21 protein-coding genes are annotated in these 19,649 nt (G+C 28.7%); 10 read left to right on the top strand and 11 right to left on the bottom strand.

The window, feature by feature from the left end:
- Nucleotide 1: 1 nt before the first annotated feature.
- Complete coding sequence (locus bhDAH_RS00965; protein WP_012421973.1) at nucleotides 2–1,099, top strand: D-alanine--D-alanine ligase; 1,098 nt, start codon at nucleotides 2–4, stop codon at nucleotides 1,097–1,099.
- Here bhDAH_RS00965 and bhDAH_RS00960 read toward each other — a convergent pair.
- From bhDAH_RS00960 to prfA, 4 genes are read right to left on the bottom strand one after another with little or no spacing between them, the layout of a single operon-like run.
- Nucleotides 1,096–3,339 (bottom strand): ligand-binding sensor domain-containing protein, encoded by a 2,244-nt coding sequence (locus bhDAH_RS00960; protein ID WP_012421972.1) that lies wholly within the window; start codon nucleotides 3,337–3,339, stop codon nucleotides 1,096–1,098. The genes bhDAH_RS00965 and bhDAH_RS00960 overlap by 4 nt on opposite strands.
- Nucleotides 3,329–5,332 carry a RelA/SpoT family protein gene (locus tag bhDAH_RS00955; RefSeq protein ID WP_012421971.1) on the bottom strand — a complete coding sequence of 668 codons (2,004 nt, stop codon included), beginning with the start codon at nucleotides 5,330–5,332 and terminating at the stop codon, nucleotides 3,329–3,331. Before bhDAH_RS00955 ends, bhDAH_RS00960 begins: the two co-directional genes overlap by 11 nt.
- The gene (gene prmC, locus bhDAH_RS00950) at nucleotides 5,316–6,149 is read right to left on the bottom strand and encodes a peptide chain release factor N(5)-glutamine methyltransferase (protein ID WP_012421970.1); all 834 of its coding nucleotides are present in this window, start codon (nucleotides 6,147–6,149) and stop codon (nucleotides 5,316–5,318) included. Before prmC ends, bhDAH_RS00955 begins: the two co-directional genes overlap by 17 nt.
- Before the next feature lie 9 nt (nucleotides 6,150–6,158).
- The gene (gene prfA, locus bhDAH_RS00945; protein WP_012421969.1) at nucleotides 6,159–7,232 is read right to left on the bottom strand and encodes a peptide chain release factor 1; all 1,074 of its coding nucleotides are present in this window, start codon (nucleotides 7,230–7,232) and stop codon (nucleotides 6,159–6,161) included.
- Between the two features lie 297 nt (nucleotides 7,233–7,529).
- Between prfA and bhDAH_RS00940 the strand changes: the two genes are divergently transcribed.
- Nucleotides 7,530–8,672 (top strand): tetratricopeptide repeat protein, encoded by a 1,143-nt coding sequence (locus bhDAH_RS00940; protein WP_012421968.1) that lies wholly within the window; start codon nucleotides 7,530–7,532, stop codon nucleotides 8,670–8,672.
- Nucleotides 8,669–9,466, top strand: a complete 798-nt coding sequence (locus bhDAH_RS00935) for a TatD family hydrolase (protein ID WP_012421967.1) — start codon at nucleotides 8,669–8,671, stop codon at nucleotides 9,464–9,466. The genes bhDAH_RS00940 and bhDAH_RS00935 overlap by 4 nt, the downstream gene beginning before the upstream one ends.
- 81 nt (nucleotides 9,467–9,547) lie before the next feature.
- Here the strand turns inward: bhDAH_RS00935 and bhDAH_RS00930 are convergent, their stop codons facing one another.
- Entirely contained in the window at nucleotides 9,548–10,306 is a 759-nt protein-coding gene (locus tag bhDAH_RS00930; RefSeq protein ID WP_012421966.1) for a hypothetical protein, read from the bottom strand.
- A complete protein-coding gene (locus tag bhDAH_RS00925; RefSeq protein ID WP_012421965.1) occupies nucleotides 10,306–10,968 on the bottom strand; it encodes a hypothetical protein in 663 nt (220 codons plus the stop codon). Before bhDAH_RS00925 ends, bhDAH_RS00930 begins: the two co-directional genes overlap by 1 nt.
- A gap of 177 nt (nucleotides 10,969–11,145) precedes the next feature.
- Here bhDAH_RS00925 and infC point away from each other — a divergent pair, with 177 nt between their 5' ends.
- From infC to tsaB, 6 genes are all read left to right on the top strand, one after another.
- Entirely contained in the window at nucleotides 11,146–11,706 is a 561-nt protein-coding gene (infC, locus tag bhDAH_RS00920) for a translation initiation factor IF-3 (protein WP_012421964.1), read from the top strand.
- Nucleotides 11,707–11,723: 17 nt separating this feature from the next.
- Nucleotides 11,724–11,921 carry a 50S ribosomal protein L35 gene (gene rpmI / locus bhDAH_RS00915; RefSeq protein ID WP_012421963.1) on the top strand — a complete coding sequence of 66 codons (198 nt, stop codon included), beginning with the start codon at nucleotides 11,724–11,726 and terminating at the stop codon, nucleotides 11,919–11,921.
- Between the two features lie 20 nt (nucleotides 11,922–11,941).
- Entirely contained in the window at nucleotides 11,942–12,289 is a 348-nt protein-coding gene (gene rplT / locus bhDAH_RS00910; protein WP_012421962.1) for a 50S ribosomal protein L20, read from the top strand.
- A gap of 201 nt (nucleotides 12,290–12,490) precedes the next feature.
- A complete protein-coding gene (locus tag bhDAH_RS00905) occupies nucleotides 12,491–12,751 on the top strand; it encodes a hypothetical protein (RefSeq protein ID WP_012421961.1) in 261 nt (86 codons plus the stop codon).
- Nucleotides 12,748–13,176 carry a tRNA (adenosine(37)-N6)-threonylcarbamoyltransferase complex ATPase subunit type 1 TsaE gene (gene tsaE / locus bhDAH_RS00900; RefSeq protein ID WP_012421960.1) on the top strand — a complete coding sequence of 143 codons (429 nt, stop codon included), beginning with the start codon at nucleotides 12,748–12,750 and terminating at the stop codon, nucleotides 13,174–13,176. The genes bhDAH_RS00905 and tsaE overlap by 4 nt, the downstream gene beginning before the upstream one ends.
- Nucleotides 13,157–13,819, top strand: a complete 663-nt coding sequence (tsaB, locus tag bhDAH_RS00895; RefSeq protein WP_012421959.1) for a tRNA (adenosine(37)-N6)-threonylcarbamoyltransferase complex dimerization subunit type 1 TsaB — start codon at nucleotides 13,157–13,159, stop codon at nucleotides 13,817–13,819. The genes tsaE and tsaB overlap by 20 nt, the downstream gene beginning before the upstream one ends.
- Here the strand turns inward: tsaB and csrA are convergent.
- From csrA to bhDAH_RS00870, 5 genes are read right to left on the bottom strand one after another with little or no spacing between them, the layout of a single operon-like run.
- Nucleotides 13,804–14,040 (bottom strand): carbon storage regulator CsrA, encoded by a 237-nt coding sequence (gene csrA, locus bhDAH_RS00890; RefSeq protein WP_012421958.1) that lies wholly within the window; start codon nucleotides 14,038–14,040, stop codon nucleotides 13,804–13,806. The two genes, tsaB and csrA, sit on opposite strands and share 16 nt — an antisense overlap.
- Before the next feature lie 2 nt (nucleotides 14,041–14,042).
- Nucleotides 14,043–14,435, bottom strand: coding sequence for a flagellar assembly protein FliW (gene fliW / locus bhDAH_RS00885; RefSeq protein ID WP_012421957.1), 393 nt, complete (start codon nucleotides 14,433–14,435; stop codon nucleotides 14,043–14,045).
- 1 nt (nucleotide 14,436) lies between these two features.
- Nucleotides 14,437–15,708: a flagellar hook-associated protein 3 gene (locus tag bhDAH_RS00880; RefSeq protein WP_012421956.1), complete on the bottom strand. Its 1,272-nt coding sequence runs from the start codon at nucleotides 15,706–15,708 to the stop codon at nucleotides 14,437–14,439.
- Between the two features lie 3 nt (nucleotides 15,709–15,711).
- Nucleotides 15,712–17,595 (bottom strand): flagellar hook-associated protein FlgK, encoded by a 1,884-nt coding sequence (gene flgK, locus bhDAH_RS00875; RefSeq protein ID WP_012421955.1) that lies wholly within the window; start codon nucleotides 17,593–17,595, stop codon nucleotides 15,712–15,714.
- Between the two features lie 18 nt (nucleotides 17,596–17,613).
- The gene (locus bhDAH_RS00870) at nucleotides 17,614–18,108 is read right to left on the bottom strand and encodes a hypothetical protein (RefSeq protein ID WP_012421954.1); all 495 of its coding nucleotides are present in this window, start codon (nucleotides 18,106–18,108) and stop codon (nucleotides 17,614–17,616) included.
- A 145-nt stretch (nucleotides 18,109–18,253) separates the two neighbouring features.
- On the opposite strand from bhDAH_RS00870, the gene mnmE reads away from it, so the two are divergent.
- Nucleotides 18,254–19,648, top strand: coding sequence for a tRNA uridine-5-carboxymethylaminomethyl(34) synthesis GTPase MnmE (gene mnmE, locus bhDAH_RS00865; protein ID WP_012421953.1), 1,395 nt, complete (start codon nucleotides 18,254–18,256; stop codon nucleotides 19,646–19,648).
- Nucleotide 19,649: the final 1 nt, after the last annotated feature.

Here is a 19,649-nt window from a genome sequence, read left to right as displayed (position 1 = left end):
TTTGATGAAAAAAAATCTTATGTTAATATTTGGAGGAGTTTCTTTTGAGCATGAAATTTCTCTTAGGTCTGCTTATGGGATTTATTCAGCTCTTATGAAGCTTGATAAATATAATTTGTATCCAAGTTTTATTGATAAAATTACTGGGATTTGGTATTTATTAGATTCCGTTCCTGATGCTCCTGAATTAATTAAAAGAGATAGTTCTGCCATTATTAGTTTAATTCCTGGTTGTGGGATATTTGTAAATGATGAGGATCTTGAAATTGATGTTGTGTTTCCCATTGTTCATGGGAGAACAGGTGAGGATGGTGCTATTCAGGGATTTTTAAAAATGATGGATATTCCTTGTGTTGGTGCTGGCATTTTGGGGAGTGCTATTTCTATTAATAAGTACTTCTGTAAGCTTTTGCTTAAGAGTTTTAATATTCCATTAGTGCCCTTTATTGGGTTTAGAAAATATGATTATTTTTTAGATAAAGAAGGAATCAAAAAAGATATAAAACAAAGTTTAAATTATCCTGTAATTGTTAAGCCGGCTATGCTGGGTTCTTCAATTGGGATAAGTATTGCATATAATGATACTCAGATTGAAAAATGTATTGAAGAGGCTTTTGAGTATGATTTAACAGTTGTTGTAGAGAAGTTTATGAAGGTAAGGGAGATTGAATGTTCTGTTATTGGAAATGAGCAGATTAAAATATTTACTCCTGGTGAAATTGTTGTACAGGATTTTGTATTTTATGACTATGATGCTAAGTATTCTACTATTCCTGGAAATTCAGTTGTCTTTAATATTCCTGCTCGTCTTGACATGAAGCATTTATTAGACATTAAAGAATATGCATTCTTAACTTATAAATGTTTGGAGCTTAGGGGCATGGCAAGGATTGATTTTTTGATCGAAAAAGATACTAATTTGATTTATGTTAATGAAATAAATACAATCCCAGGATTTACAGATATTTCTATGTTTTCTAAGATGTGTGAACATGATGGACTTGATTATGAGTCTTTGGTTGATAACTTGGTAAGTTTAGCTTTTCAAAGTTATGCAAAGAGAAAGGAGAGAATTGATTTTAAACGGCTGGAGAACTAATTTAGCTTAAAATTTTTTAAATTTTCAATTTCCTTATCATTTTGGAGTTTAAAAAAGGGATCTTGATCATATTTTGCAGATTTTGGAAGTATTCCGGAATACTTTATTGCGTATGAATAATCTATGTTAATATTCTTAACTTCTTTTTTGGTTTTCTGATCATATATTTTTACGTGGTGTTCATCAATATGAAAGTAAGCAAAAGCATCATATTGAATTTTTTCTTGAGATTTAATCGTAAAAGTTATGTTTATTGTATTTGATTTAATATTATTTACTGTAAATATTATATTGTTGGATGCTATTTTGTATGGTGTGTTGCTTTGATATATGATAAGTTCGGATGCATTTTTTAGGAATAGATGAATTTGCTTTGCAATCTTATTCGTGGCAATTTTAACTTCATAGATAGTTCTCTCAGCAACATCTATTTTTTGAAAAGATAAATCTATTAAGTCTTTTTGTATTTTAATTTCCTTTTTTGCATGTTTTTTATTTTTATCTAAGTTTAAATTGAAATCTTTTGTTGAGATTTCAATTGTATTTCTATTGTCTTGTAGGTATTCTACGCTAATTTTGTTAGTTTTTTCTGGAAAGCTTATTATTTGATCTATTTTTATTGTTGAAATTTTTTCTATGTCGTGTGATATTATGGTAATGGCAATTATTAAAAAAAGAATGATAGATTCAATCTTTTCAGATTTGTTAAGTTCTTGTCTTATTGTTGCAGTTTTGTGTTTTAAATGTTCTACAATGTTGGTAAGTATTGCTGAGAAGAGTGAGATTGATATGAAATAACTTAGTGCGATCGGTTTTGACATCATTAAGGTTGTTTGTATTGACGTTATTAGCATGAGATTTGTTATCCACATAAACATTATTACTATCTTTTTTAAAATTTTTCCTTTATTAGGAATAATGAATATTAATATGTTTTTTAAGATTATGGTTAAAATAAATTCTATTTTGATATATAACACTATAATAAGTTCAATTATGGAGATTGATATTGCTAAATATTTGAGTTCTTTAAGGGTTAAATGTATTTTAAAGTTATATGTGAAGTAAGATATAAGATTGAAGTTAAATAATGTTAGAAAAAAATTTACTAGATATATTGGATTTATAATGTTATAGTCTATGAAATTTTCATATGCTTTTAGCATTTTATTTGTAAGTAGAGTAGAAATATATGTACTTAGGAATAATATGAAAAATAGTTTTATGATTTTATGGTAGTTTTCTTTCGTTTTTCTAAATATAATACTAGTTTTTTTAAACCTTGTGATGAATATTAAGATAGTGAAATTGTAAATAGCATATATTATTATTATAAGTGTATTTTCATTTATTATCCACTTTTTAAATAGAGTATTTATAATAATATAGTGCAGTGCATTTTCGTTTTGGATATTTTTTTGAGCTTTGATTGCCTCTTCAATTGATTTGTAAATGCCACAAAGATTATTATGATTTACATATGTTAAGAATGGTTGTTCTTTATTGTTGCTTATTATTAAAATTGGAATTTCTTCCTTTAAATACAAGTTATATATTTCATTGATATTTTTATCATTTATTTTTGATACATTAAAGTTTACTTTATTGTTTTCAAATGCTTTGATAAAATTTTCTAAAAAGCTTAGATTTGTTTTTGAGTTTATTATGTTTGATTGATTTTTAAAGTCTATTAAATTATTTTCTTTCTCTTCATTTAACATTAAATATATTGTATTTGTATTTTTCTCGAGAGCATTATTATTTAATAATAACCTACTGCTTATTGTTGATATTTGTTTATGCGAATCGTCTTCTATAAAATAAATGTTTAGGCTGTTTTTGAGCTTTTTATTCTTGAAGTTATCTATTAGTGTGATTGCAATGGCAATTGCTAGGTTATTTTTTAAGTTGTATTGTATTTCGATTGGGATAATAATATTATAATTAGTTTTTGCTATGCCTTTTATCTTTGCGTGAATTGTTTTTTGTGAGTATCCAATAAATCCAATTTCTTGAAGTGAGTGTTCTTTGTATTGAATATTATTTTCTAGAAAGTATTGCTTTATGTAATTATAAATGTTGCCTATTCGTTTTGTTTGTTCTAAGGAACCATTTAATTCATTGATTTTTGTAATATGTTTTCTTATTTGTTTGCTACATTGTTCTCTCTCGTCAGCTTTTATTATTTTATGTGGAATTAATGCGTGTATTAAGATTAAGAGTAATATCTTAATTATCATAATTTTTTATATCTTCTTCTACTTGCATTATTTGGAGTACATTGGGATTTTCTTTAAGGGAAGTAAGAATCATTGATACGTTTTTGGCATTTGATGATATGATTATGTTGATTATTCCATGTCCATTCCCGCAATCTTCTATTTTTTCACTAATAAGTCTTACGTCAAAGATTGTAAAAAGGTTATCTAAATAATTAAAAAGACCTTTTAAATTCTTTAAAAATATTATAATATGATATACTTTCCTTGTTGGTGTTGCTTCCCATTCTACTTCTACAAGATGGCTTTTTTTCTGATGTATTATTTCTTTACAATGTTCTTTGTGAACTACTATTGTGTCTTTTTGTATTATTCCGATGATGTCTTCATCTGTTAATGGATTACAGTCAGAGGCTATTGTAATACTTTTTAGTTTGTCTTTTGTTAAAGATTTAAACAGACTGAAGAGTCTTTTTTGTTCCTTATTCTCCCCAATAAGGTATGCAATTATATTATTATCTACAAATATTGTATTATCATTTTTATTAAGCCAAGATCGAATTTTTGAGCGTGCTTTTTTTGTTCTAACGCTATTTAGCCAAATTACATCAGGTTTTGCTTCTGGAGAGGTAAATATTTCAACAATTTGTTCATTTTTCAATGGTTTAGTTAGTGAGCTAATTTTGCCATTGATTTTTGCGTAAAGTGCTTGATCCCCAATATCTGTATGTATTGTGTACGCAAAGTCAATTGAGTTTGAGCCAAATGGGAGTTCTACTATTTCTCCTTCCGGTGTATATACATATATAAATGTGTTTAAGAGTTCTTTGTGTATGTCGTACATTGAATATTGATTTTTGTTAACTGATTCTTGTTGCCATTTTTTGATTCGGTTGATAAATGATATATCATCTGCTTTTAATTCAACTTGTTCTTTGTAAAGCCAGTGAGCAGCAACACCATATTTAGCAATTCTGTCCATTTCTTCTGTTCTAATTTGTATTTCAATTAATTGGTTGTCTTCAGGTATTCTGACGGTAGTATGTAGGGATTGATATTTATTCTCTTTAGGGATTGCTATGTAGTCTTTTAATCTACCAGGTATTGGTTTCCAAACCTTATGTACGATTTCTAGTATTTCGTAGCATTCTTTTTGTTTTTTACAAATTATTCTTATTCCCAGGGTATCAAATATTTGAGCAATATTATTATTTCTTGTTTTCATTTTTCTAAATATTGAGTAGAAATGTTTAGAGCGTACTGTGATTACGACATCGATTCCAATTTTTTTAAGTTCTTTCTCTATGATCAATTTTCCCTTATATAATTTTTTTTCTCTCTCTATTTTTGTTGCGGATAGAAAATTTTTGATTTCTTTATATTCTTTTGGATAAAGATATTTTAATGATAAATCTTCAAGATATATTTTAAGAGATGAAATACCAAGTCTTTCTGCAATTGGTACGTAAGTGGCAAGACAGTCTCTTGCAATTCTTTCCCTTCTGTTTTTAGGTAAGTGCGAAAGGGTTGCCATATTATGTAATTTATCTGCAAGTTTTATGATTATTATTCTAATATCATGGGTCATTGCAAAAAACATTTTTGAAATGGTATTTGCTTCTTTGATTGCTCTTGTTTTATTGTGTAAGTCATGAATTTTGGTTACACCATCAATTAGACTTAAAACTTCTTGATCAAATTCTTTAATTATTTCTTCCTTTTTCACACTCGTATCTTCAAGAACGTCGTGCAATAGGCCAGCTATTATTGTTTTAAAGTCTAGTTGAAATTTTATGAGAAATAATGCAACCATTATTGGATGGATTATGTAGGGCTCTTTACTTTCTCTATATTGTCCGTAATGTAATTGTTCTGATATTTCAAGAGCTTTAAATATTAATTTTTTTTGAATCTCATCTTGATAAGTATTATTGACAATTTTTCTAAAAATGTTTTTTAGTTTATCAATATCATTTATTTTAAGTAGGTATGCAATTTCATAGACTTGTATCATGCTTTATCCTTAGGACCAATGCCCTTTCTCTGTTTTCAATGTCATATATGGTTTTCAAATATTCAAAACCTTCCTGGATTGCAAATTTTTTTAGAGAGTTTGTTTGCCATGGAGCCATTTCTACTATTAAGAGGCCATTTTTGGTGAGCTTATGTTTTGCCTGTATTATTATTTTTTTTGGAATCTTAAGCCCATCTCTTCCAAATCCTAAAAGAGCTATTCTTGGTTCTTTTGCTAATTTTTCCTTTATTTTTAGTTCATCTTTATTTAAATAAGGAGGATTAGTGATTATTAGCTCAAACTCTTTATCTATGTATTTTAACAGATCCGAATGTTGTATTTCTATATAATTTTCTAATTTTAGTCTTTGTGTGTTTCTTAATGATACCCTTAAGGCTTTAGTCGAAATATCTGATAGTGTTACTTTGCGCTTAAGATAATATGCAATTGTTAATCCAATGCACCCACTCCCGCAACATAAATCTAAGATTCTATTTAAGTTGTGCTTTTTAATTTGAATTAAAGCTTCTTCTACTAGGCATTCTGTATCTGCTCTAGGAATTAGCACATGTTTGTTTATGTAAAACTTGATTCCCATGAATTCCTTTGTTCCAAGTATGTAGTTTATGGGTGTGCCTGATTTTATGTTTTTTATTTGACTCAGTAATTTATGTTCTTCTTGTTTTGTTAAAGTCTTATTTGTATTTGCCAGAATTAATTCTTTTCGATTCTTTAAGATTTTTTCAAGTAGTAATAAAATCTCAAGAGTATTTAAGTTATGTTGTTTTGAACTCTTTATTGCTTCGTTTATTGTCATTAGAAGAAATTAAATTGAATTATCTTTTAGTGATTGTTCTTGAAATTTTAGAGCTAGTGTGTCGAGAAGAAAATCAAGTTCTCCTTGCATAATTTCTTCTAGTTTATAAAGACTAATATTTGCCCTATGGTCTGTTACTCTATTTTGTGGGAAATTGTATGTTCTAATTCTTTCAGACCTATCACCTGAACCTACTTGTTGCTTTCTGTCATTTGAGCGTTGTTCTTGTTTTTTGAGGTTTTCAAATTCATAAAGTCTGGCTCTTAATATTTTCATAGCCTGATCTTTATTTTTGTGCTGACTTCTTTCATTTTGACATTGTACCACGATTCCTGTGGGTAGATGTGTAATTCTAACAGCAGAGTCTGTTGTGTTTACATGTTGGCCCCCAGCACCAGAGGATCTGTAAACATCTATTCTTAAATCTTTTTCATTAATTTCAATGTCAGTATCTTCAACTTCAGGCAGCACAGCAACAGTTGCTGCTGAGGTTTGAAGTCTTCCATTGGATTCTGTTATAGGAACTCTTTGGACTCTATGTACCCCGCTTTCATGTTTTAATTTTTTAAATACATCTTTACCCTTTATTTCAAAACTTACTTCTTTAAATCCACCAAGTTCCGTTTCATTAAAGTTAATAAGCTCTGTTTTCCATTTTTTTTTCTCAGAATATTTTGTATACATTTCATAAAGATTATGTGCAAAAAGTGCAGCTTCTTCTCCTCCTGTTCCAGCTCTAATTTCAATAATGATATTTTTACTGTCATTTTCATCTTGGTGTAAGAGTAATATTTTGATCATATGTTCAACTTCATCTTTTTTGAGGTTTAAATGTGCTAATTCCTGTTTTACGAGTTCTTTCATTTCTAAGTTTTCTTCTTCGGACAAAATTTTTTGATTCTCATTGATTTGGCTTAATATGTTTTCATATTCATCTTTTTTTGCTTTAATTTTTTCTAGATAGTTATATTCTTTTACTGTTTTTGCATATTCTTTTTGGTTTTTCACTAAATTTATGTCTTGTAATTTTTCTTCAAGTATTTTTATTTTGCTTTCAATGGGACTTAATTTTTCTAAAAACATCTTAATTTTCTCCTAGTAAAGTAGTAATATTTTATCCTACTTTTGATTTTTTTTGTTATAATTGCCCATGAATTTTATCTACTAGGCTTTATTTGCAATACAAATAAATAAGTTTAAGTATGCAAAATTAAGTATATTTTTTTAATTTTTTATATAATATGTTTATTGAGATTGGATGTTAAAGATTTATTAATATCTTGATATGTTTATATATGAATATGACTTATATGTTTTTTTTAAATAGCATATATGAAGTGAATGTTATGTCTTTAATAAACCAGTTAAGAAGGGGTATTTATGTTAGACAAGAAACTTTTATGTGATTTTGGGGATATCTCGCAAATTTCTGATAATGAGCTTCTTGATGTTACTGAAAAATCCAAAAGGGGATATCAGTTAATAAAAGAAGAGAGACTTTCTGAAGCAGAAGAATTGTTTGATGATATCTTACAAAAGGATGATGATAATAATTATGCTCTTGTTGGACTTGGAGACATTGAAAGGAAGAAGAGAAATTTTGATAAAGCTATAATTTATTATCAAAGATGCCTTGCTAAACATTCAAATAATAATTATGCGCTTTTTGGTTTGGGAGATTGTTATAGGAGTTTAGGTGATTATAAGAAGGCTACAGATGTATGGGAAGAATATTTAAAATATGATTCTGAAAATATTACGGTTCTTACAAGAGTTGCTTCTTCTTATAGAAAATTAAAAAATTTTCAAAAATCTAGGCAATCGTACTTAAGAGTATTAGAGCTTGTGCCTGATAATGATTATGCTCTTGTTGGTATTGGACATTTGTATTATGACTTTAAGGAATATAAAGAGGCGTTGAAATATTGGCTTAAGATGTATGAAATAAATCAGGTTAAGATCGATGTTCGTGTTTTAACTTCGATTGGGAATTGTTATAGAAAATTAAAGGAATTTAGTAAGGGAATTTATTTTTTTAAAAGAGCTTTGGAAATCTCACCTAATAATTTTTATGCTATTTTTGGACTTGCTGATTGCTATAGAGGAAATAAAGAGTATCATGAAGCCTTAAAATATTGGCTTACGATAATAGAGCGGGATTCAAAGAATAATTTAGTTTTAACAAGAGTAGGGGATACGTATCGGTACTTGAAAGAGTATGATAATGCACAAATTTATTATAAAAAAGCTCTTGATGTTGATTTCGATATGTTTGCTATACTTGGCCTTGCACTCCTTCAAAAAGAACAGGGGCAGTATGAAGAGGCATTATCAGCTATTAAAAATCTGATAAAAACCAATCCCAAAAACTCAATACTGTATGTAAATGCTGCTGAGTGTTATGAGGCATTAGGGCAGATTGGAGATGCTGTAGATATTTTGTCAAGTTTCTTGCAACTTGGAATGAAGAATGTTACCATTATTGACTATATTAATAACCTTAAAAAGAAGCTGGATACATGAAGCTTGATTTTGAAAGATCTATTTTTTTGAAAAAGTTAATAGACACTCATGTTCATTTTAATGAACTTAATAAGAATTCTATCGATATTCATTATCTGATTAATGAATGTTTTAGAAATGGATTTTCTTATTTTCTTGATGTTGGATTGCATCCTAGTGATTTTTATGAGAGAAAGCATCTCTTAGATACTTATCCTAATATTTCACTAACAGTTGGAATTCATCCTTTAAATAAGGCTTTAAGCGATGATTTTGAATTGATTGAGAGGATTTTAGCAAAGGAAGACGTTGTTGCTGTTGGTGAGATTGGTCTTGATTACCTTAAGGCAGGAAATAAGAGATGTCAGATTGAAGCTTTAAGTATTCAATTAGATTTGGCTAGTAAATATAAAAAACCTGTCATTTTGCATGTCAGAGAAGCTTATGATGATATTTACAATATTATTAAATCTTCCAATTTCATAAGTAGGGGAATATTACATTGTTATTCTGGTACTTATGAGTATGCTAAAAAATTTATTGATTTTGGATTTAAGATATCTTTTGCAGGTAATTTAACTTTTAAAAATTCAGAGCCTTTAAGGGAAGTTTTAAAAAAATTAAATATTAAAGATATCTTAATTGAAACAGACAGTCCATTTTTAGCTCCAGTTCCTTTGAGGGGTAAGATTAATGCTCCACTTTTTTTAGGATATACATGTCTTGAGATAGCAAAAATTAAAAATTGTGATGTAGATAGTGTTGTAACTGCGCTTTATGATAACTTTAAGGATTTATTTAAAGATTTGATTTGATAATTTTTTATCAGTAATTAATGTTTTTTATCAATTGTTACTTGTTAATTTACGTAAGTATATGTTGGTTTATGATCAGATTTATGTTGTTTTGTTATAAATGTTGAATTCGTATTGAAAATTTTTATTAATGTTTTGTGTTATTTCGATTAAATCAAGTTCATTAATGCTGATTATGTATTTTGCATTAACTTCTTTGAAATCTTTTTTAGTATTTCCAATCAATATAAATTCTATTTTTTTGAAAAAGGCTGATTCTGCTAATTTTTTTAAAAATACGCGATTATTCTTCATTGAAAATAGAAGTACACTTGTTATCTTGGGAGTAATCAAATTTTTTAAGTACTGAATGTTTTTGTCATCTATTATGGTAATGTTTATATTCTGCTCTTTTGCACTTTTTTCCAAGTGTTCTGAATCTTCTTGATTTAGTGTGTTGTCTTTCATTATTAATGAGGTTGTTAAGTCTATTGAGGGGTCATTGAATATAAAATCTATTGCTTTTTTTAATGAAAACTTTACTTCAGAGAGATAGAAGGTTTTTTTTTTAATTGTATTGACATTAATTATGTCATTAAATATGTCATTACTTGATTTATGTGTTAAGAGTATTTTTTTTACATTATTTAGTTTGTCTTTAATAATTTCAATATCTTTTTCATTGATAAAGAGTGTTTCCTCTTGTATGAATGGAGTATTTTCAATTTTGAAAAAATATTCCGTTACGTCGGAAAAAATTATGATATAACTAAAATTTTTATCTGTGATTTTACTGTTTTTACAACTGAAACATAAGGTAAAAATCATTGCAATAATAAAAGTCTTTATTGTATGTGGCATTATTTTACATTTCCAATGGTTTTCTTATTCAAGATTATGATTCCTAGCAATATTATTGATATCATTAGAGCATAGATTTGTGCGTTAATTAAAATTAATACTTTTAAAAGTGTGATGATTGCTTCTAAGATTAAGATAGGAACAAAAATCAATTGATACCCATTTATGTTTTGTGTTATATGAAGGCGTATTCCTTTTTCGCATATCATTGCTGTAAATATTAATTCTAATATATGTAGAAGCGGTATTTTGATATATTCATATGTGCCAAAAACTTTACTATTTGTTATGATGAGTGCTAAATTTTTAGAAAGTAGTAATCCAAATGCAAAGTATATTAAAAATATTGGATTTTTTTTAAGCAATGAGTTTGGATTGAATGTAAAAAAAAATGTGAATATAAATAATGGGAAGACATAGTAATAGATTTGTTCTTTAACGAATATTGAATATGCTAGACTGAATTTTGTTTGATAGTTTATGAGCAGGTTCTTATATAATATGAATTCTTCTGTTAGATATAGTAAGGAAAAAATGGTCATTGCAAGTAATATTGATGTTGAATTGATATAACTTTGTCTGATTGGCTTTAGTTGAGGATGTTTTATTAGCATGTATATTTTAAAAACTAAAGGTAGGCTTGTTAGTAAAAATATATTCATAATAAATAAATTTTACTTTTAAATTATTCATTAATCAATGAAATTTTTACTTTTTAGAGTTTTGAAGAATTCTTTTTCTTATTGTGTTTAAGAGATATGTCTTTGAATTTACTTTTTAGAGAAGGTATATTAAAATTAGTTATTGATTAATGCTGTTTGAGGAGTGAGTATTTTTAGATGATAAATAGAAGTGCCGGTAAGGATAGGGATAGGTCAAGATCAGGCGATAAAGAGTTGCGAATTAATCATAAGATTAAGGCTCGTGAGGTGAGGGTTATTTTTGATGATGGGACTCAATCTGTTTTGCCAATTGAAGATGCTATGAGATGCGCTAGGGATGCTGAGCTTGATTTGGTTGAAGTTTCTCCAAATGTATTGCCCCCTGTTTGCAAGATAATTGATTATGGAAAATATAAATTTCATCAGGGGAAGCGTCAAAAAGAGCAACGAAAAAATCAAAAAATAATTAAACTTAAAGAAGTTAGGATGCAGCCCAAAATAGATACTCATGATCTTGATTTTAAGTATAGAAATATTTTAGGGTTCCTTAAAGAAGGCAATAAGGTAAAAGTTACTATAAGATTTAGGGGACGTGAACTTGCTCATACTCATTTGGGCTATGGAATTTTAGAGGGTATTCTTGAAAGGATAGGTGATGCTAATTATATTTTAGAGTCGCCAGCTAAGATGGAAGGCAAGACAATGTTTTTAGTTATTGCACCTAAGTCTAAGAAGTAAGTAATAAGGAGATGTGAATGTCAAAAATGAAAACATGTAAAAGTGCAAGAAAAAGATATGCTTTTACTTCAAAAGGTAAAGTTAAATATAAGAAGCAAAATTTGAGACATATTTTAACAAAAAAGTCTTCAAAAAGAAGAAGGAAGTTGGGTAAGTCAGGTTTGGTTTCAAGTTCTGAAACTAAGAGAATCAAGACCTTATTGCCTTATGCTTAAATTTGATTTAAGGAGATTATATGGCTAGAGTTAAGAACGGGATAGTTCACGTTGCAAGGCGAAAGAGGCTCTTAAAGAAAACTAAGGGTTTTTGGGGTACTAAGAAAAGTAACTATAAAAAAGCTAAAGATACTCTTCGTAAAGGCATGATGTATGCTACAAGAGATAGAAAGGCTCGTAAGAGAGATTTTAGAAGTTTATGGATTGTAAGGATTTCTGCTGCTTTAACGGGTATGGGAATTACTTATTCAAGATTTTTTGAAGGTTTGAAAAAGTCTAATATTAAACTTAATAGAAAAATTTTATCTAATTTAGCAATTGAAGATATTGAAACTTTTAAAAAAATTGTTTATGAAATAAAAAATTAAAAACTTCCTGAGAGGTTTAATTATAGGGATTAGAGTTATTTTTTGCGACATCTCATTAAATTTGGGGATTTAAATATTTTTTTAACGGATAGTTGCATAGGCGAACTAGAAGTTAAGAATGAAAGTCCCATCTTTGAAAATAGCGCTAAATGAAAATATTCCTATGTTGGCTTCTTGGGATTTATTTAAAGGAATACTGTTGTGAAATTTATTTCTCTTAATAATATTAGAAAGCAAGATAGTCATATATATTATAGGAGCGTATATTTTGCTGATGCTTTTTATGAGTATGAGGGTTCTAGCGAGACTAAGCAAGTGAAATTTACGATAGAAGCAACTCCTTTGGGTGAAAAACATATTACTATTGATTTTTTAGACTCTCTAAATTATCCTGTTCTTAGTTTAATGATTGCAATCAAGAGACATGTCATTGATCTTGATATAAAAGGTGAGCTTCCTTGATATTATCTTTTAAAACAGAAGATGAAATGATCGATTTTTCTAAATCTTTTTTTAATCCTTTGCCTATTGGTAAGATATTTAGTCTTTGTGGTGATATGGGTGCTGGGAAAACAACTTTTTTAAAAGGTTTGGCTTTAAATCTTGGCATTTCTTATTTTACAAGTCCAACTTATAACATTATTAATGTCTATGAGTTTGTGGATTTTAAATTTTATCATATTGATTTGTATCGTTTAAATATTTTAGATGAATTTGAACTTATTGGTGGAATGGAGCTGCTTTTAGATATGTCATCCGTAATAGCTATTGAGTGGCCAGAGATTATTATTGATGTTTTGCCAAAGAATAGATTGATGTTTTTAAAATTTAAAATAAAAGATACTAGTAGGATTTTAGAATTTAGCGATGAATACTCTTGCAATTGAATATTCATATAAAACTTTGTTGATTCATTTCGAAATTAATGGTGAGGTTTTTTCTATAGTTAAGAGTAAAGATGAAATTAATTACGCTCTTAGTGTTCCAAAATTATTTAATGATTTCGTATTAGAAAGTGGCATTGATCTTAATAATCTTGATTTACTTATTAATTCTTCTGGTCCTGGTTCTTTTACAGGTTTGAGAATTAGTTTAAGTTTTATTAAGGGACTCTCTTTAGGCCTTTCAGTTCCTTTTGTCAATATACCTACTTTTGATGTTTTTGCAAGACTAGTGAATCCAAGATCAAATGCATTAACTTTAGGCTTTACAGCGGGTAAGTATTTTCTTGGATGTTATAGGGATTATAAATTATGCAGTAAAATTTTTTGTTTTTCCAAGTCCGAATTATTTAAGTATTTAGATAACCTTGACTTAAAATTTGTTATTGTGGGTAATGGTATTGAATTTATTTATGAAAAACTTAAAAATAAATTCAAGATTATCAGCGATATGGGTTCTTTTGGTACTGTTTTAACAGAGCTTGGTAAGTTTAAGTATTTAAAAAGCAGGCAGGGCGATGATATTTTATCAGGACCCTTTTATGTAAGACTTAGTGATGCCGAGATTAATTCTTATTTATTAAAATAATCAAATAAATTTTTAATTTTATGTATGTTATTTTTGTCTTGTAAGATTGATTTTTTATTTTCTTCTTTGATGATATCATAAATTTCAGATCTAAGTATTTTAATATTTTCAGGAGCTTTTATAGCTATTTTAACACTGTCTTTTTTTATTTCTAATATTGAAATTTCAATGTTAGAGTCTATTTTGATGCTTTCGTTTGCTTTTCTTGATAATACTAGCATATTTATTCCTTAAAGACCCTATATCTAAGGTAATGCTCTTCATTTGTAGATATGGCTTGTTTCCCAATTAGTTTCTTTTTGTTTAATATGATTGGAGCTTTTAAATTGGCCGTTATTTCTTTATAGGTTTTTACATGCATGTTGATTATACATAGTATGACTTTTTCATCTTCATTTTCTGCTTGAACATCTAACCAATCTTTTTCCTCTATATTTGGCAAATATTTTTCTAAAAAGTTAAAGGGTGATGTTACTAAAAAATTTATTTCTCCGTTTATTGATTGCATGATAGAGAAGGGTTTGTATTCAGAGTCTTTAATTATAAATTCTTTAATCTCTTCAAATCCCAGTATTCCATCAGGAAAATTAAATTTTATACTAAATTCATTTTTCATTTTATTTTAGAAAATCTAATAATGTTGTTTGCATTATTCTTGCAGAAACCCCTAAAGATACCTGATAAGCTAAACTTGTCATGTTAAGATCCGTTATTGCTTTTGTTACATCAAGATTGGTATATTTAACCATATCATCTTTCATATCCATTATTTCTTTACTAATCCTCTCATAACTTAGATCAAGTCTGTTCTCTTTAGTGCCAAGATCAGCTAATGTTGCAAAAATTTTATTTAAACTTTCATCAATTTCTGCTAAACTTCTGCTCCCAATAAGCTCTTCTCTATTTTCCTCTAGATTATCTCTTAGATCAATTAAACTATCAAAAATTGTTCTACTTCTAACTTCAGTATTGTTTGCAATATTGTAAGGAGGTTCTTTGGTATCATTATTTTGAGTAAGAATGCCTAGATCTTGTAGTACTGTTGAACCCTCTTCTGTTATCCATATTTGATGAGGTGTCGTTGTTTTTATGGCTATTGAATTTAAAACACGATCAAGAGTAGCTTCAACAGGAGCATCTGATTCATTGATCTTAGCAATAATGTCAGCGGCGGTATCTCCTGCTGTTAATGTTATTTCAATGTTATCAATATAGATTTTTGTGTTTTCTTTGACAATAAATTCATTAACATTTTTTGATGATGTTATGTAGTGATTTTGTGAAAAAAATATTTCGCTTCCAGGATAGTTGGTTGGGATATAAATTCCATTATATATTTCAGTTGTTCGTTCTGCTTGATTTCCATTGTAGTCTACTCTTATTATTTGAGTTTCTGATCTATCTTGAGTTAGTCTGTTTATTCTGTTTGCTCTAGTTATTTTGAATGCTTCAGCATTGATTTTAGTTCCTGCAAATATGCTGTATCCGTCTGCCCCTTTTACATTTGCTATTGCAAGGACATCTTCAAGTATTGCATTTATTTCTTTTGCTATCATTTTTTTATTATCAGCTTCGTATGTACCGTTTGCACCTTGGACAGTTATTTCTTTTGCGCGAGTTAAAATATTTGCCAGGGATTGCAAATATCCTTCCATATATCTTAATTTTCCTTTTGCACTGTTGATATTCTTAACATAGGTGTTAAGCTTAAATATATCACTGTCTAATCTTATTGCATGAGTGACACCTGTTGGGTCATCTCGCAAGCTTGTAATTCTTTTGCCACCTTGGTATAGACTTTCCAAAAGCCTTGTTATTTTTACTTCCTTATCTGTTGAAGATGCTTTTAAATTATCATATGTCAAAGGATGACTTACTCTGTTTATCATATATTATACTCCCATTTTATTTATGATTGTATCTATTAATTCTGCAGAAACGGTGATGAATTTACTTGCGGCAATAAATGATTGTTGAAATTCTATCATGTTTGCTAGTTCTTCATCTTTATTTACACCAGATATTGATAATCTTAAATCAGTTAGACTTCTAAGTATTTGTTCTTGGCTATTTTTTGTAATTTCTGCGATTTGTCCTTTTATTGCAATATTGGAAGTTGTGTTTGCGAAGTAGTCGTTTAGTGTTACGTTCTTTCCAATCATGATTTGTGAGTTTACAAAAGATGCAATACGTAATGCTGTTTCATTGTTTCCAATAGGCATATTGTTTGTTGGAGTTCTAATTCCTGATGCAATCTTTGATGGATCTTCTGAAATTTCTTTAGATACTTTAAGCCATGCGGCTGGATTTTTTAGAGGAGATATTGAGTAGCTAGCTGTGTTTATTAGTTGGTTAGTAGTATTAACGTCTTGATAGTTATAAGCACCCTCAGCTCCCGATGCATTTAAAATGCCTGTGTAAGTTGTTAAAAATAGTCCAGAATCTTCAATGTATCTAATTCTAAAGATAGCACTATCTCTCTCTTCTTCTTTAATTGCCTTAATTTCAAGTTTTCCTTCTGCATTGATTCTTGCAGTGACTTGTGAGTTGGAGTTATTTATTTTATTTATTATATCTTGAACTGTGTCTGTTGTAAGGTAGGGTATTTCTATGAAATCATTTTTATTGATTGCTTGAAATCTTAGTATTCCTGAAAATCCTAGCTTTTCTTCTGGGAAAATTTCATTTGTACTGTTTATTTTGAATATATGAACAGAATCAAACTTACCATCTCCATTGCTGTCATATCGTCCACTCTCATCGGTTAGCTTGTATTCTTGATCGAAGAAAATTCTCCCACTTTTTTGATCAAGACCGTGTCCTGAGATATGAACTTCATTTACAAGCTCTGTGATATTAATTGCCATGTTATCTATTTCATTAATCTCGTTTTTAATTTCGTTATCTCTTACATTAATAAGAGCTCCTAGTTTTCCCGTATTAATATTGGCAGGTTCTCTATTATTCCATAAAATATTCCATTTGGTTCTTGTGGGCCCATTGGCTGCTTCCAATATGAATTCATTTGCGATTGCACCTTGAATGAGATGTTTACCTTCTGTGTGAATTAAAAATTCATTGGGATCGCGCTTATTTTCTATGGAGATACTAATTAAATTGCTTAGTTTATCAACTATTAAATCTCGTTCATCCATTAAATCATTTGGCTGATCTTTCATGGCGATTGCTTTTGCAATTTGCCTATTGAGATCACTGATATTTCTAAGATAGTTATTTATCTCTTCAATTGTAATTTTTACCTCATCATTTGCCATTGTGTATATTCGATTAAGAGAGTGGAATCTACTTCTTACTATTTCTGCGAAAGCTTGTCCGCGTTCTAAGGTAATATTTCTTTCAGCCAATCCTTGAGGCTGTCTTGATAAATCTTGCCAGCTATCCCAGAAATCATTTAATCTTTTTCTGATTGATTGGTCTTCAGGTTCATTATATATGTTTTCAAGCAGAGAAATAAATTTATCTTTCGAATTCCAATAGCCAAGACGATGCGATTCTTCAGCTATTCTTATGTCAAGTAAATCATCTCTTATTCGCTCTATGGATTGCACCATCATTCCTTGACCCAGTTGACCGGCTTTGTTTGCTCTATTTAATTGAGGAGCATAAATTGGCATTTCAGTTTTCATTATAACTCTCTGTCTTGAATACCCGGGTTTTGAGGTGTTAGTTAGGTTGTGACCAATTGTGTTCATAGCATCTTTGTGTGCAAATAAACTTTTCTTTCCAATTTCTATTCCTGAGAATGTTGAATCCATTTTAAACTCCTTGAGTAATTAAAGTTTTTTGTTTATTAAAACGGATGCTTCATTTAAGTTTCCGCTTTTTGGCCCATAAGGGTTTTTATAGGTGATATTTTCTACACTTTCTTGAGCATCTTTAAAAATTAGATCTAAAATGTCAAGTGATGTTTCTGCGTAGCTTGATATTAAGTAATTTAGGTTTTGAATATTCAATACCCCTATTCTTAATCGATGAAAATAATTATATATTTCTTTTTTATAGACCGAACACAGTTTTTCTATAGCCATGTAAGTTGATTTAAATTTTTCATGATCTGTAAATTCTTTCCAAATTTCATCTCTCTTTTTCTCTATATCTTTAAATTTGTGAAGATAGATGTTCGTTTTATTTATTGTTTCTTTAAACATCATTTCATTTTTTTCATCAAGATATTTTTTTATATTGAGGTACATATCATATATTTTTTCTACTAAAAAAACTTCTTCTTGTAGCGTATTTTTCAATTCAGTTTCTAATTTAATTTTCATCTTTATAGAACAAATTATAAGTGAAATTTATAATATTTACAAATTAGTTGTTTATCTTATATATTGTGTTGTGTATTGTGTTTTTGAATTTTTCCTTTTATTGTTAGTCTTTGCCATTTATGCTATGTTATAATTTTTATAGTCTATGAGCAAGCTTTTTCAAAGAGAAGATGATATTGTTGCACTTGCTACACCTTTTCTTAGTAGTGCTTTGTGTGTGATTCGTAGTAGTGGAGTTTCTTCAATTGATAAATTTTCTAAGATATTCTCAGATCCTAAGCGACTGCTTGAGGCACCTGGTCATACGATTCATTATGGATATATAATAGATAAAGAAACTTGTGAAAAATTAGATGAAGTTGTTGTTTGCCTTTATAGAGCCCCCAAAAGTTTTACAGGTCAAGATTCAATAGAGGTTATGGCTCATGGCTCTCTTATTGGTATAAAGAGGATTATAGATTTCTTTTTAAAAGTGGGATTTAGAATGGCTGAGCCTGGTGAGTTTACTCTTCGTTCTTTTTTGGCTGGAAAACTTGATCTAACTAAAGCAGAGGCAGTAAATGAGTTAATTTCTGCTAAAACCAATAAAACTCATGCTCTTGCTGTTAATAACCTTTCAGGTTCTTTGTTTACTAAGATTGATTTGATCAAAAAAGATATTTTAAATTTTCTCTCAGCACTTAGTGTTCATCTTGATTATGAAACCGATGAATATGAGGTTGTTATTCCTTTTGATGTTATTTCAAAAAGCAGAGATGAACTTAAGAGGTTGATTGATTCTTATGATACTGCAAGGAAGTTAGATCACGGAATTACATTGGTGTTGGCAGGTTCTGTTAATGTTGGGAAATCTTCTCTTTTTAATTTGTTACTGAAAGAAGATAGGGCTATAGTTTCTTCTTATGCTGGTACTACAAGAGATTACATTCAAGCAAGTTTTGAACTTGATGGTATTTTATTTAACGTTTTTGATACAGCAGGACTTAGGGAGACTAGTGATTTTGTTGAGCAGTTGGGTATAGTTAGGAGTAATTCTTTAATCAAGGAAGCATCTTTAGTTCTTTATGTTATTGACTTAAGTGCAAGATTAACAAATGACGATTTAAAATTTATTGATTCTTATATGGGACATTCTAAAGTGCTTTTTGTTTTAAATAAGATGGATTTAGAACAAGATAGCCAGACAGTTGATTTTTTTAATTCAGGTAATATCAATTCATCAAATTTAGTTAAGATTAGTACCAAGACTTTATTTGGCATAGATTCTCTTTATGATAAGATAAGGTCATTGACATGTTTTGATTATATTGATATTAATGCTTATGATGTTATCGTATCATCAAGTCGTCAGGTAGAACTTTTAAAGAAGGCTTATACTTTAATTATTGAGTTGTTAAATAAAATAGAACAAGATATAAGCTATGATATGTTGGCATTTGACGTTTATGAGGTGATTAATCTTTTAGGAGAAATAACAGGTGAGGTTACTAGTGAGGATGTACTTAACAATATGTTTAAGAATTTTTGTTTAGGAAAATAGA

Origin of the sequence: Borrelia hermsii DAH, from assembly GCF_023035675.1 — a bacterium.
Taxonomy (GTDB): domain Bacteria; phylum Spirochaetota; class Spirochaetia; order Borreliales; family Borreliaceae; genus Borrelia; species Borrelia hermsii.
Note: the sequence above shows the minus strand (reverse complement) of the source record. Positions and strands in the feature narration are given on the sequence as shown.

Bases quoted from the DNA above. Each gene is read 5' to 3' on its own strand.
- rpmI (WP_012421963.1), top strand. From the start codon at position 11,724: ATGTCAAAAATGAAAACATGTAAAAGTGCAAGAAAAAGATATGCTTTT.
- fliW (WP_012421957.1), bottom strand. From the start codon at position 14,435: ATGAAAAATGAATTTAGTATAAAATTTAATTTTCCTGATGGAATACTG.
- bhDAH_RS00935 (WP_012421967.1), top strand. From the start codon at position 8,669: ATGAAGCTTGATTTTGAAAGATCTATTTTTTTGAAAAAGTTAATAGAC.
- bhDAH_RS00870 (WP_012421954.1), bottom strand. From the start codon at position 18,108: ATGAAAATTAAATTAGAAACTGAATTGAAAAATACGCTACAAGAAGAA.
- mnmE (WP_012421953.1), top strand. From the start codon at position 18,254: ATGAGCAAGCTTTTTCAAAGAGAAGATGATATTGTTGCACTTGCTACA.
- flgK (WP_012421955.1), bottom strand. From the start codon at position 17,595: ATGGATTCAACATTCTCAGGAATAGAAATTGGAAAGAAAAGTTTATTT.
- csrA (WP_012421958.1), bottom strand. From the start codon at position 14,040: ATGCTAGTATTATCAAGAAAAGCAAACGAAAGCATCAAAATAGACTCT.
- prmC (WP_012421970.1), bottom strand. From the start codon at position 6,149: ATGACAATAAACGAAGCAATAAAGAGTTCAAAACAACATAACTTAAAT.
- bhDAH_RS00925 (WP_012421965.1), bottom strand. From the start codon at position 10,968: ATGAATATATTTTTACTAACAAGCCTACCTTTAGTTTTTAAAATATAC.
- bhDAH_RS00955 (WP_012421971.1), bottom strand. From the start codon at position 5,332: ATGATACAAGTCTATGAAATTGCATACCTACTTAAAATAAATGATATT.
- infC (WP_012421964.1), top strand. From the start codon at position 11,146: ATGATAAATAGAAGTGCCGGTAAGGATAGGGATAGGTCAAGATCAGGC.
- prfA (WP_012421969.1), bottom strand. From the start codon at position 7,232: ATGTTTTTAGAAAAATTAAGTCCCATTGAAAGCAAAATAAAAATACTT.
- bhDAH_RS00880 (WP_012421956.1), bottom strand. From the start codon at position 15,708: ATGATAAACAGAGTAAGTCATCCTTTGACATATGATAATTTAAAAGCA.
- tsaB (WP_012421959.1), top strand. From the start codon at position 13,157: ATGAATACTCTTGCAATTGAATATTCATATAAAACTTTGTTGATTCAT.
- bhDAH_RS00940 (WP_012421968.1), top strand. From the start codon at position 7,530: ATGTTAGACAAGAAACTTTTATGTGATTTTGGGGATATCTCGCAAATT.
- rplT (WP_012421962.1), top strand. From the start codon at position 11,942: ATGGCTAGAGTTAAGAACGGGATAGTTCACGTTGCAAGGCGAAAGAGG.
- bhDAH_RS00930 (WP_012421966.1), bottom strand. From the start codon at position 10,306: ATGCCACATACAATAAAGACTTTTATTATTGCAATGATTTTTACCTTA.
- bhDAH_RS00960 (WP_012421972.1), bottom strand. From the start codon at position 3,339: ATGATAATTAAGATATTACTCTTAATCTTAATACACGCATTAATTCCA.